This window comes from Streptomyces sp. MA5143a, assembly GCF_900290235.1.
In the GTDB taxonomy this organism is placed as follows: Bacteria; Actinomycetota; Actinomycetes; order Streptomycetales; family Streptomycetaceae; genus Streptomyces.
This window is the reverse complement of the sequence record NZ_OLMK01000082.1, coordinates 20,859-33,290: the sequence shown is the minus strand read 5'-3', so window position 1 is coordinate 33,290 and position 12,432 is coordinate 20,859. Positions and strand designations below refer to the sequence as shown.

The 12,432-nt window shown below is 72.2% G+C and carries 9 protein-coding genes, 1 tRNA gene and 1 pseudogene; 8 read left to right on the top strand and 3 right to left on the bottom strand.

Annotation, left to right across the window (positions count from 1 at the left end):
* Positions 1–31 precede the first annotated feature (31 nt).
* Together SMA5143A_RS31525 and SMA5143A_RS31520 are read left to right on the top strand one after the other, a co-directional pair.
* A pseudogene (locus SMA5143A_RS31525) lies at positions 32–643 on the top strand (zinc-binding dehydrogenase); the annotation flags it as partial.
* 152 nt (positions 644–795) lie between these two features.
* Complete coding sequence (locus tag SMA5143A_RS31520; RefSeq protein ID WP_107466267.1) at positions 796–2,163, top strand: MFS transporter; 1,368 nt, start codon at positions 796–798, stop codon at positions 2,161–2,163.
* Positions 2,164–2,231: 68 nt separating this feature from the next.
* On the opposite strand, the gene SMA5143A_RS31515 is transcribed toward SMA5143A_RS31520, so the two are convergent.
* Together SMA5143A_RS31515 and SMA5143A_RS31510 are read right to left on the bottom strand one after the other, a co-directional pair.
* Positions 2,232–5,441, bottom strand: a complete 3,210-nt coding sequence (locus SMA5143A_RS31515) for an IPT/TIG domain-containing protein (protein ID WP_107466266.1) — start codon at positions 5,439–5,441, stop codon at positions 2,232–2,234.
* 117 nt (positions 5,442–5,558) lie between these two features.
* A complete protein-coding gene (locus tag SMA5143A_RS31510; protein ID WP_107466265.1) occupies positions 5,559–6,971 on the bottom strand; it encodes an NAD(P)/FAD-dependent oxidoreductase in 1,413 nt (470 codons plus the stop codon).
* 85 nt (positions 6,972–7,056) lie between these two features.
* On the opposite strand from SMA5143A_RS31510, the gene SMA5143A_RS31505 reads away from it, so the two are divergent.
* From SMA5143A_RS31505 to SMA5143A_RS31495, 3 genes are all read left to right on the top strand, one after another.
* The gene (locus tag SMA5143A_RS31505; RefSeq protein WP_375136567.1) at positions 7,057–7,968 is read left to right on the top strand and encodes an aminoglycoside phosphotransferase family protein; all 912 of its coding nucleotides are present in this window, start codon (positions 7,057–7,059) and stop codon (positions 7,966–7,968) included.
* 83 nt (positions 7,969–8,051) lie between these two features.
* Entirely contained in the window at positions 8,052–8,219 is a 168-nt protein-coding gene (locus SMA5143A_RS31500; RefSeq protein ID WP_181362086.1) for a hypothetical protein, read from the top strand.
* A complete protein-coding gene (locus tag SMA5143A_RS31495) occupies positions 8,216–9,301 on the top strand; it encodes a glycoside hydrolase family 5 protein (protein WP_107466263.1) in 1,086 nt (361 codons plus the stop codon). The genes SMA5143A_RS31500 and SMA5143A_RS31495 overlap by 4 nt, the downstream gene beginning before the upstream one ends.
* A gap of 48 nt (positions 9,302–9,349) precedes the next feature.
* Here the strand turns inward: SMA5143A_RS31495 and SMA5143A_RS31490 are convergent.
* Positions 9,350–9,423: transfer RNA gene (locus tag SMA5143A_RS31490), tRNA-Thr, on the bottom strand.
* 232 nt (positions 9,424–9,655) lie between these two features.
* On the opposite strand from SMA5143A_RS31490, the gene SMA5143A_RS31485 reads away from it, so the two are divergent.
* The 3 genes from SMA5143A_RS31485 to SMA5143A_RS31475 all read left to right on the top strand — a co-directional run bounded on the left by SMA5143A_RS31485 (position 9,656) and on the right by SMA5143A_RS31475 (position 12,385).
* Positions 9,656–10,792 carry an ABC transporter ATP-binding protein gene (locus SMA5143A_RS31485; RefSeq protein WP_099963535.1) on the top strand — a complete coding sequence of 379 codons (1,137 nt, stop codon included), beginning with the start codon at positions 9,656–9,658 and terminating at the stop codon, positions 10,790–10,792.
* 231 nt (positions 10,793–11,023) lie between these two features.
* On the top strand, positions 11,024–11,488 hold the full coding sequence (locus tag SMA5143A_RS31480; protein WP_107466262.1) for a hypothetical protein: 465 nt from the start codon (positions 11,024–11,026) through the stop codon (positions 11,486–11,488).
* A 165-nt stretch (positions 11,489–11,653) separates the two neighbouring features.
* Positions 11,654–12,385 carry a nucleotidyltransferase family protein gene (locus SMA5143A_RS31475; RefSeq protein ID WP_099963533.1) on the top strand — a complete coding sequence of 244 codons (732 nt, stop codon included), beginning with the start codon at positions 11,654–11,656 and terminating at the stop codon, positions 12,383–12,385.
* The last annotated feature ends 47 nt before the right edge of the window (positions 12,386–12,432 follow it).

Sequence of the window (12,432 nt, the reverse complement as noted above, 5' to 3'; positions counted from 1 at the left end):
GGGCAGACGGGACTTTCGCAACACGCCCTAGGCCGTCGCGATGATCGGCACGGGCCGTACGGCGATGGGGATCCTCCTCTTCGCCGACCTCGGCCCCGACGACGTGGTCCTGGTCCCGGCCGCCGCCGGCGGCATCGGCACCCTGCTCGTGCAGTACGCGAGGAACGCGGGCGCCACGGTCATCGGCCTCGCCGGCGGCCCCGCGAAGACGGCCCGCGTCGCGGCGAACGGCGCCGACCTCGCCCTCGACCACACGGACCCCGCCTGGCCGGAGCGGGCCGCCGCGTACCGGGGCAAGGTCACGGTCGTCTTCGACGGCGTGGGCGGCGAGGTGGCCCGCGCGTCGGTCGCGCTCCTCGCGCCCGGCGGCAAGCACCTCGTCTTCGGCTGGTCCGCGGACGGCATCAAGGGCGGCGGACCGTATGTCGTCGAAGGCGTCACCGAGTCGGTCCTCGGCGAGAAGATGCTGCGCCGGGCGGGCGGCCCCGACCCGATCCGTACCCTCGAACTCCGCGCCCTGGCGGAAGCCTCCGCCGGACGCCTCACCCCGGCGGTCCACCGCTTCCCTCTCGCCGAAGCGGCCGCGGCCCACCGCGCCCTGGAGAACCGGGGCACGACCGGCAAGGTGGTCCTGGAGCCGTGACGACGAGCAGCGACCACAGCCGCCGACCGACCCCGCTGACCCCCGACGGCCCCCGGCCCACCGACCCGCCCACCACCGGGCCGTCTCCCCACCTGAGTCCTCCCGACCCCCGCCGCTGGTGGTCGCTGGTCGTCATCGCGCTCGCCCAGCTGATGGTCATCCTCGACGCGACGATCGTGAACATCGCGCTCCCGTCCGCCCAGCGCGACCTCGGCATCTCGGACGGCGACCGCCAGTGGATGGTCACCTCCTACACCCTGGCGTTCGGCGGTCTGCTCCTGCTCGGCGGCCGGGTCGCGGACCTGGTCGGCCGCAAACGGGCCTTCGTCGTCGGCCTGGTCGGCTTCGCGGCGGCCTCGGCGCTCGGCGGCGCGGCCACGACACCGGCCATGCTGTTCGGCGCCCGCGCCCTCCAGGGCGTCTTCGCCGCCGTCCTCGCCCCGACCGCGCTCAGCATCCTCACCACCACCTTCGGCGACCCCCGGGAACGCGCCAGGGCGTTCGGCAGCTACGGGGCCATCGCGGGCAGTGGCTCCGCGCTCGGCCTGATCGCGGGCGGTCTGCTCACCGAGCACCTGGACTGGCGCTGGTGCCTCTACGTCAACGTCCCCATCGCCGGCGCCGCCCTGGCCGGCGCGCTCGTCCTCCTGCGGGACCAGCCCGGCGCCAGGGGCGCCCGGCTCGACGTACCCGGTGTGCTCCTCGGCTCGGGCGGTCTGCTCGCGTTCGCCCACGCCGTCGGCGAGGCGGAACCGCGCGGCTGGTCGGACCCCCGAGTCCTGACCCTCCTCACGACGGGCGCCGCCCTCCTCACGGGCTTCGTCCTCCGTCAGCGCGCGACCGCGTACCCCCTGCTCCCCCTCCACATCCTCAAGGACCGCGACCGCGCGGGCTGCTTCCTGACGATCGCCCTGGCCACGGGCGGCATGTTCGGGATGTTCCTGTTCATGACGTACTCCTTCCAGGTCGTCCTCGGCTACCCGCCGATGCGGACGGGGCTCGCCTTCCTGCCGCTCACCGCCGCGATCATCACCGGCTCGACCCAGATCTCGGCCCGCCTCATGCACCGCGTGCCGCCCCGCCTCCTCATCGTCCCGGGCACGCTGCTCACCGCGACCGGCATGGCCACCCTGACCCGGCTCACGGTCGACTCGGCGTACGTCACCGGGGTGCTCCCGGCCCTCGTCCTGACGGGGGTCGGCATGGGGATGACGTTCATGCCGGTCTTCTCCACCGCCACCGCCGGGGTCGCCCCGCACGACTCGGGCGTCACCTCCGCGACCGTCAACACCGCCCAGCAGGTGGGCGGTTCCCTCGGCACGGCGCTCCTCAACACCATCGCCACCACCAGTGCCACGGCCTATGTCACCGCCCATGGCCGCGCCGCCGCCACGGTCCGCGAGAGCGTCGTCCACGGCTACACGACCGCCCTATGGTGGGCCGCCGCCATCCTCCTCCTCGCCGGCCTCCTCGCGGCCACGATGGTCACGGCGAAGGCCCCCCGACCGGCCACCGCCTGACACAGGCCCCGGCAGACGGACGGCCCCCGCCCGGGCAGGGCGGGGGCCGTCGCGGTACGGCTGTCAGCTCATCCGACGACCGCTCCGGTCGCCTTGCTCACCGCCGCCCCATCCTGGTGCCCGGGTCGCCGCGCGGTCACCTTCACCGTGATCTTCTTGCCCTTCTGCGCGGTCTTCAGCTTCAGGGACGACGCGGTCGCCCCCTGGATCGCCTTCCCGCTCGCGTACCACTGGTAGGCGTACGAGGCGGCGGCCGGACTCCAGGCACCCTCACCCGCCGTCAGTGTCTTCCCGACCTTCGCCTTTCCGCTGATCACCGGAAGCTTTTTCGCCTTGGGCGCGGCCCCCTTGGCGACGGTCACGGCGGCCGAGGTCGCGGTGCCGCCGTCCCAGCCGGACCTGGCGGCGGTGACCGTCACGGTCAGTTTCCTGCCCGCCAGCGCCGCCGGGATCGTGTAGGCCGAGGCCGTGGCCCCCTTGATCGCCGCACCGTCCGCGTTCCACTGGTAGGTGTACGACGACGGGGCCGCGGACCAACTGCCGTGCGCCGCCCTTACCTTGGCGCCGACGGCGACCGTGCCGGTCACCTTGGGCGGGGCGGTGCTCCTCAGCTGCGCCCGCGTGACGGTGAAGGTGCCGCGCGGGAACTCCCAGCCGCGTGCGATGACGCTGACGCTCCAGGTGCCCGGGGACACCCCGGTCAGGTCGAGGGTGGCCGTGAGCGTCCGATGGTCCGCGGACAACGACTCCGTCTTCGCCGTGATGGTCCTGCCGCCCTCGTACAGCCGGACCTCGGTGTCCGAGGGCAGCGCGGTGCCGGTCACCGTGAGCGTGACCTTGCCGCCGGCCGGGCCCGTGTCCGGGCCGACGGAGGTGACACCGACCTCGTCGGTCCCGCACATCGACGGCGAGCAGACGAGCCTCGCCCGGTAGGAGGTGGTGGACGCCTTCTCCGGCAGGCCGAGCAGGAACAGGCTCGGGGCGCTCTGTCCGGGTGAGCCGTCCACGTTGCAGCGGTAGCCGTCCGAGGAGTTCACGCAGCCGTTGGACCACGAGGACATGGTGTAGAGCGCGGGCACCGCCGTCGTCGTGGCGCCGGTGGTGTCGCTGATCTCGGTGTCCAGGGTGTCGAAGCCCGCGGTCGGCAGCACCGCGCACACCGCTGTCCGCGACTCGTCGAGCCGGCCGGTGACCGGCCCGTACCCGTACGCCACGGTGGGCACCTTCTCGCACTCGGCGGCCGGTCCGTCGGCGGTCGCGATGCGCAGGGTGTCCAGCCGGTAGTCGGGCGCGGTCTTGAGGCGGGCCGGGACCTGTACAAGGACCTGGTGGCTGCTGGAACCGCTCACCGCGCAGGGCCGGTTGCGGAACGAGCACTCCATGCCGCCGTCGTCGCCGAACACCGCGATGTTGCCGGTGCCCAGCTTGTCCCGTACGTCGATGTGGACGACATCGGTGGCGGCGCCGGTGGTGACGCGGTGGCAGCGCAGGCTGCCCGGAACGCCGTAGACCCCCTGGCGGGAGGCCCCTCCCACCTTGGTCGCGGCGCTCGTGACACAGCCCGCCGAGGCGGCGGACGAGGTGACGTCACGTCGTGCGAGCGTGTACGCGGCCGCTTGGTCGCGGCCGTTGACGAGCACGGTGTGTGCCTTGCCCGGCGTCAGCGCGCACAGCACCCAGCCATCGGTGGTGGCGCTGCGGTCGCAGACCTTCCTGCCGTCGGCGTCGACCACGGAGAATCGGGCGGCGACACCGCCGGACGTGGCGATCAGCTGGAAGACCTCGCTCTGGGTGTGCGTGCCCGCAGGAACGGTCAGGCAGCGCGAGAAGACCCCGCCGCCGGTACGGATCGTCGCCACGGCGCCGTCGTCGGTGAAGCTCCCGCTCGGCAGTTCGGCGCAGCCCTCGGGGGCGTCGGTGCGGACGAGGTCGAGGGCGTAGGCTCCGGTCGTGCCGGAGTCCGCGTGCACGAGCAGCCGGTGGGGCGCCGTGCCCTTCGGCTCGCAGGTGCCCGCGTCCAGCGCGTCGTCGGTGCACTGGGTGTCGCCCTCGGCGTCGACGACCTCGACCGCCGGCCGTGGCCCCGGGCCGCCGAGCTTGGTGAGCGCGGCGAACCGCACGCCCTCACCGCCCGGCAGCAACAGGCATTCGTACTCGCCCGCGCCGCCGAACTCGCCCTCGTACCGCCCCCACCCGACGGAGCGGCAGCCCTCGGTGCCCGTGCGGTCGAGGAAAACCGTGGCGTACTCCGGGTCCGTGACACGGTCGGGATCGCCCACCACCAGGACGTAGCGCCCGGCGGCGGGGAAGGCGCACCAACCGCCCGCCTGGCAGACCCGCTTGCCCGCGCCGTCGTAGACGTACGACCACAGGGTCTCGTTCTGCTCGGGGTTCAGCGGGTCCACCAGGAACCGGCCCGCCCCGGGCACGGTCAGCGAGCGGCAGCGCAGGGTGCCGGGCGCGGGCGCAGTGCCGTACGCGCCGGGCGTCAGGGCCGGGCAGCCCTCGGCCGCGGACAGCCGACGGATCTGGACCCGCTCGTCGGCGGGCGGCCCGCCACCCTGGAAGCGGTACGCCAGCACCCGGTACGGCCCGTCACCGGGCAGCACGCAGCCGTGCTGGTCGCCCTCCTCGCGCGCGCAGATGTCCGTGCCGGTCTCATCAGTGATCCACTGCCGGACCTCGTCCCCGTACACGGTGACGCGCTCGCCCGGCTCCCCGTGGAACGGCAGGCAGTCGACCTGCACCGGGCTGACGCCCCGCAACGTCGCCGGCGGCAGGTCCCACGACGTGCCCACGGCCGGCGCACAGCCCTCGGACCCGGCCAGCGGGACGACGCTGAGCTGGAAGTCGGTGGGGTCGAAACCGCGCGCGTTGTCCACCACCACGGTGTAGGCACCGGAGGCCGGGAAGTCGCACCAGCGGACATGGCGGCTGGGTTCGGTGCACTCCACCTGCGTTCCGTCGGCGCGGCGGACGTCCAGCCATGCCTCATGCCGGGGGTCGGCGAGCGACACCTGGTGGCGGCCCGCCTCGGCGGTCACCGTGCGGCAGGTCCTCGCACCGGCCGCGAGCGTGCCGCGCGCGACCGCATCACCGGGGTCCCCGAAGGGCGCGAGCGTGAACGGGGCGCACTCCACCGGGTCGTCCGCGCGGGCCGGCCCCGCCCCGGCCAGGGTCAGGGATCCGGTGAGCAGTGAGATGAGAACGGTCAGCGCGAGCAGCGGCACGTCGAACCGCCCGCGTCTGCGTCTCGCGGGCAGGCATGAGCCGTACATGGGTTCCCCCGGAAAGGCGAGAGCCGGCGGAGCGGTCGGGTCCGGGGCTCAAGTGGTCAGTGAGCCGATGCTTGCACAGACTTGTGACACAGCACCCACGAATTCCGGCCGCGCCCCTCAGCGCCGCCCCGCCACCCGGTCCGCCCAGCGCGCCAGCCGTGACGACTGAGCGCTCAGCGAGGCCGTCTCCCGCCGGTCGGCGGTGCGGTACGTGGCGTACATCCCCTGCACGCCCGCCCAGCGCAACGGCTCCGGCTCCCACTTGCGCACCCGGTGGTTCACCCACGGCAGCGAGGTCAGCTCCGTCTCCCCGCCCTGCCCCGAGTCCCGCCGGACGAGGTCGCGCAGGGTGCGGGCGGCGAGGTTGGCGGTGGCCACACCGGAGCCGACGTAGCCACCGGCCCAGCCGAGGCCCGTCGACCGGTCGAGGGCGACCGTGGCGCACCAGTCGCGCGGCACCCCGAGGACACCGGACCAGGCGTGGGCGATCCGCACCCCGGTCAGCGAGGGGAAGAAGCCGACGAGGATCTCGTGCAGCGCCTCGACCGTCGCCCGCTGCGTACGCCCGTCGTTGTCGGTCCGGGACCCGAAGCGGTACGGCACCCCGCGCCCGCCGAGCGCGATCCGATCGTCGTCGGTGCGCTGGGCGTACATGTACGCGTGGGCCATGTCGCCGAGCGTCTCCCGCCCGTCCCAGCCGATCGACGCCCACTGCTCGGCGGTCAACGGCTCGGTGGCGATCATCGACGAGTTCATGGGCAGCCAGGTCCGCCGCTGGCCCTTGAGGTTGGCCGTGAACCCCTCCGTGCAGCGCAGCACATAGGGCGCCCGAACCGTGCCGTACGGGGTGACCGCGTGCCGGGGCCGGATCTCGGTGACCGGCGTCAGCTCGTGCACGGTCACCCCGAGCCCCTCGACCACGTCCGCCAGCCCCGTCACCAGCCGCACCGGGTTCAGCCGGGCCCCGTGCGGCGTCCACGTCGATCCGACGGCACCGGCGACCCGGATCCGCTCGGCGGTCTCCCGGGCCCCGTACAGCTCCCGGTCGTCCTCCCCGTACGCCTGTTCGTGCTCGTGGACCGCCTTGAGCCGCGCCAACTGGGCCGGAGTGCGGGCCACTTCGAGGACGCCGCCCCGGTGGATCCCGGCGTCGACGCCCTCGTCCGCCGCGACCCGCACCACTTCGGCGACCGTGTCATTCATGGCCCGCTGCAACCGCACGGCGGCCTGCCGCCCGTGCAGCCGGGCGTACCGGTCGCGCCCGGCGATCCCGTTGTAGAGCCAGCCGCCGTTCCGCCCGGAGGCCCCGTACCCGCAGAACCGCTGCTCCAGGACGACGATCCGCAGCGACGGCGCGGCCTTCTTCAGGTAGTACGCCGTCCACAGACCGGTGTACCCGCCGCCGACGATCACGACGTCGGCGGTCGCGTCCCCGGTGAGCGGCTCCCTCGGCGCGGGGATACCGGCCTGCGCGTACCAGAAGGAGATCCCGCCGTTGACGGTGGAGGTGGTCGCGTCCGTGCTGCTCATGGCCGGACGCTAACTTCTGCCGACGGGCCTTGTCTCCTTCGGATTCCGTCGTTCCCGGCCCCTCGGAGGCCCGGAAATTCAAGGGATTCCGCCCCGCCGCGCGCGTAGGGTCGCCCACGTGATCGATGTTCCGGAGGCACTGGCCGAGACGCAGTCGGAGATCAACGGAGCGGCGGGCCGACGGTTCGTCGCCGGGCTCCCCCGGCTGACCGCCGAGTTCCTGGACCGCTGGGGGCTGCGCCTCGACGGGGCCCCCATGCACGGCATGTGCGCCCTGGTCGTCCCCGTGGTGGACACGGCCGACGGCACCCCGGCCGTCCTCAAGCTGCAGATCCTCGACGAGGAGAGCGAGGGCGAGCCGGTAGCCCTGCGCGTCTGGGACGGCGACGGAGCCGTACGGCTCCTGCGGTACGACGACGGCACGGGCACCATGCTCCTCGAACGCCTCGATCCGGCCCGGATGCTGTCCCACGAGCCGGACTCCCGCGAGGCCGTCCTGGTCATCGCCCGTCTGCTGGCCCATCTGACGGCGACGCCCGCCCCGGAGGGCCTGCGGCGGCTGTCCGACATCGGGGCGGGCATGCTGGAGCGGACCCCGGCGGTGCTGGCCCGGATCGGGGACCCCGGGGACCGCCGGCTGATCGCCGACTGCGCCGCCGCCCTGCGCGAGGTGCTGGACGAGCCCGGCGACCGGCTCCTCCACTGGGACCTGCACTTCGACAACGTCCTGGCCGCCGACCGCGCCCCCTGGCTCGCCATCGACCCCAAGCCCCTCGCCGGCGACCCCGGGTTCGACCTCTGGCCCGCCCTCGACAACCGCTTCGACCCCGCCGACGTCCGCTGGCGCTTCCACGCGATGACCGAGATCCTGGGCCTGGACCGCCGCCGGGCCGGAGCCTGGACACTCGCCCGCGTCCTCCAGAACGCCCTGTGGGACATCGAGGAGGGGCGCACCCTCCAGCCGGACGACCTGGAGATCGCCCGCCGACTGCGCTGAACGCCCCCGGTTGGTCCTGCCGCACCTCTTGCAAAGGTCCGGACCAACCGTTACCCATATCTGTTAGGAAGGTTTCCTTCTAGTTGACCGGTCCGACCGGCACCACTGGTACGACCGGCACCACCGGCACCACCGGCACCACTGGTACGACCGGCACCACCGGCACCACCGGCACCACCGGCACGACCGGCACCACTGGCACGAAGAGCCCCGCCTCCGTCGATCCCTCGACCGCCAGGAGCCCCCCATGAGACCGGCACGATCCGTCCTGCTCACCGCCGCGCTCCTCCTGCTCGGCCTCGTCCTCACCCCCGCGTCGGCGCAGGCCACGCACCCCCCGTCCGACTCCCCGCGGCCCGACGCCGTCCGGCCCGACACCGTCCGGGCCGCCCCGGCCGCCGTCACCCCCGTGGCCGCGAACGGACAGCTGAAGGTCTGCGGCACCAAGCTCTGCAACTCACGAGGAAAAACGATCCAGCTGCGCGGTATGAGCACCCATGGCCTGCAGTGGTACAGCCAGTGCGTCACGAGCGGTTCCCTGAACGCGCTCGCCACGGACTGGAAGGCCGACGTCCTGCGCATCTCGATGTACATCCAGGAGGACGGCTACGAGACCGACCCGCGCCGCTTCACCGACCTGGTCCACTCGGTCATAGAGCAGGCCACCGCCCGCGGCATGTACGCCATCGTCGACTGGCACATGCTCGACCCCGGCGACCCCCACCACAACCTGGCCCGCGCCAAGACCTTCTTCTCCGAGATAGCCCAGCGTCACCGCGCCAAGAACAACCTGCTGTACGAGATAGCCAACGAGCCCAGCGGCGTGAGCTGGTCCCGCGTCAAGAGCTACGCCGAACAGCTCATCCCCGTCATCCGGGCCAAGGACCCCGACACCCCGATCCTCGTCGGCACCCGCGCCTGGTCCTCACTCGGCGTCTCGGACGGCGCGAACGAGTCCGAGGTGATCAACAACCCGGTGAACGCGTCCAACATCATGTACACGTTCCACTTCTACGCGTACTCGCACCGGGACGAGTACCTCCAGACCCTCTCCCGCGCGGCCGACCGCATCCCGGTCTTCGTCACCGAGTTCGGCACCCAGAACTACGCCGGTGAGGGCGCGAACGACTTCGCCATGTCGCAGCGCTACCTCGATCTCCTCGCGGCCAAGAAGATCAGCTGGGTCAACTGGAACTTCTCCGACGACGAGCGCACCGGCGCGGTCTACAAGCCGGGCACCTGCGACGCCAACGGCCCCTGGACGGGCACGGCCTCCCTCAAGCCGGCGGGCACCTGGATCCGCGACCGCGTCAGGACCCCGGACGACTTCTGAACGACGAGACCCCGGGTCGGCGATCACCAGACCCGGGGTCTCTCCCAGAGCCCCCTGTCGGATTCGAACCGACGACCTACGCATTACAAGTGCGTTGCTCTGGCCAGCTGAGCTAAGGAGGCGTGGCCCCCCGCGGGGGCGCCCGTGCAGTGTACCCACGTCATGGGCCGGTTCCGTCGAAAATTTCCGCGAAGTTCACAGGGGCCGAGGTACTGACAGACGAGGTGAACGCCAGGTACCGTCCTGAGCCAGTCCCTCGCATGGACTACACCACCGTGGAACCGTCCCCGGTGGCTCACCACCTTTACTCGGATCGTCCGGCACGTTCCTGCCGGTGAAGGGGGTCTACGACCCATGGCCACTGTCACGTTCGACAAGGCGACCCGGATCTACCCGGGTTCCACCAAGCCCGCCGTCGACCAGCTCGACATCGCGATCGAGGACGGCGAGTTCCTCGTCCTCGTCGGACCCTCCGGTTGCGGCAAGTCCACCTCCCTGCGCATGCTCGCGGGGCTGGAGGACGTCAACGGCGGCGCCATCCGCATCGGCGACCGCGACGTCACGCACCTGCCGCCGAAGGACCGGGACATCGCCATGGTGTTCCAGAACTACGCGCTCTACCCGCACATGACCGTCGCCGACAACATGGGCTTCGCGCTCAAGATCGCCGGCGTCAACAAGGCGGAGATCCGGCAGAAGGTCGAAGAGGCCGCGAAGATCCTCGACCTCACCGAGTACCTGGACCGCAAGCCGAAGGCCCTCTCCGGTGGTCAGCGCCAGCGTGTCGCCATGGGTCGCGCCATCGTGCGTGAGCCCCAGGTGTTCCTCATGGACGAGCCGCTGTCGAACCTCGACGCCAAGCTCCGTGTCTCGACCCGTACGCAGATCGCGTCGCTCCAGCGCCGCCTCGGCATCACCACCGTCTACGTCACCCACGACCAGGTCGAGGCCATGACGATGGGCGACCGCGTGGCGGTCCTCAAGGACGGTCTGCTCCAGCAGGTCGACACCCCGCGCAACATGTACGACCGCCCCGCCAACCTCTTCGTCGCCGGCTTCATCGGCTCCCCGGCCATGAACCTGGTCGAGGTCCCGATCACCGACGGCGGTGTGAAGTTCGGCAACAGCGTCGTCCCGGTCAACCGTGACGCCCTGAAGGCCGCCGCCGACAGGGGCGACCGCACGGTCACCGTCGGTGTCCGCCCCGAGCACTTCGACGTGGTCGAGCACAACGGCGCCGCCGCCTCCGCGCTGACGAAGGACTCCGAGGACGCCCCGGCCGGCCTCGCCGTCTCCGTCAACGTCGTGGAGGAGCTCGGCGCCGACGGCTACGTCTACGGCACCGCCGAGGTCGGCGGCGAGACCAAGGACCTCGTGGTCCGCGTCAACGGCCGCCAGGTTCCCGAGAAGGGCGCCCAGCTGCACGTCGTGCCGCGTCCGGGCGAGACCCACGTGTTCTCGACCTCCACGGGCGAGCGCCTCACCGACTGACCCGGACCCGACCGTCCGCGAAACCACCGGCCCGGGATAGATCACCCAGGTTGACGAAGAGGGCCCCGCAGCCAGCCCGCGGGGCCCTCTTTCATGCCCCCAACTACCCCGGCAATCCAGTTCATTTCGACTCCTGTGCGTCAACACGGCGCCCGAGAAGCGGCGGCGCGGCGTCCCCCGTACCGGTGACCCAAGGTCTCCGTAACACTACCCTGCGCTACCCTCACTCACGTGAAGCACACCCACACCTACACCCAACGGACGCGCCGCGGCCGTGGCCCCGCCCACCGGATCGGCCGCTCCCTCGCCCTCGTCCTGCCCGTCGTCCTGGTGCTCTCCGGCACGCTCGCGGTCACCAGTGTCAACTGGTCGGGGACCGACTCCTCCGAGTCGATCCTCGCCGCGTCGGACGTCTCCGCCCAGCGGACGTCCCCCCGCGCCAAGGCCCGCGCCCCGCACGAGCTGCTGCGCGACAAGCTCCTCGTGGAGCTCCAGGAGAAGGACCCCGGCGTCGCCCTCACCCATCTCCAGCAGGCGGTGAACGGCCGCCCGTCGCTGGCGAAGCACTGCACGTCCATCGCCCGCGCCCTCGGCCGCGCCGCCGTCCGCGCGTACGGCCCCACCCGGGCCCAGTCGTACGCCCGCCCCGTCTGCGACACCTCCTTCTCGACCGGAGTCGCAGCGCTGCACGGCTGAGGGCCCGCCACGGGTTCACACACACGCTGAGGGCCCCGCAAGGGTCCGCAGAAACACGGAGGACCTCGCAGGACGCCCAGGGCGCTCGCTCCCCCAGTCCGCTCCCCCGATACCGATCACCCAGGGCCGTGCTCCCGCGAACGGGGCGCCACGTACAGTTCGGGCATGACCGATCCGAACGCCGCGTCGCGCCCCGTTCAAGCCGTGGTCCTGGCAGGTGGCCAGGGCTCCCGGCTGCGCCCGTACACCGATGACCGGCCGAAGCCCATGGTCGAGATCCCCGGCACGGGCACCCCGATCATCGGCCATCAGCTCACCTGGCTCGCCGAGGAGGGCGTCACCGACGTCGTCGTCTCCTGCGGTCATCTCGCCGACGTCCTGGAGAACTGGCTGGACTCGGCCGACCTGCCCGTCCGCGTCACCACGGTCGTCGAGACGGAACCCCTCGGCCGCGGCGGGGGCCTCAAGTACGCCGCCGCGCATCTACCCCACCCCGACCGGCCCTGGTACGCCACCAACGGCGACATCTGGACCCGTTTCTCGCTGCGCGACATGGCGGACTTCCACACCGAGCGCGACGCCGTAGCCACGCTCGCCCTCGCCCGCCCCCGCATCCCCTGGGGCGCCGTCAAGACCGACGGCTTCGGCCGCGTCACCGACTTCATCGAGGCCCCGCCGACGACGTACGAGATCAACGCCGGCGTCTATGTCTTCTCCCCGGAGTTCGCGGGCCTCCTCCCGGAGCGCGGCGACCACGAACGCACCACCTTCCCCCGCCTGGCCCGGGAACGCCGCCTGGCCGGTTTCCCGATCCCGCAGGGCGCCTACTGGCGCGCGATCGACACGGCGAAGGACCTGACGGAAGCAGCGAGGGAACTGGCGACCCTGGGCCGCTAGTGCCGTGACCGGAAAGGTTCACCGGCTCGCGACGCCCGGCACGGCAC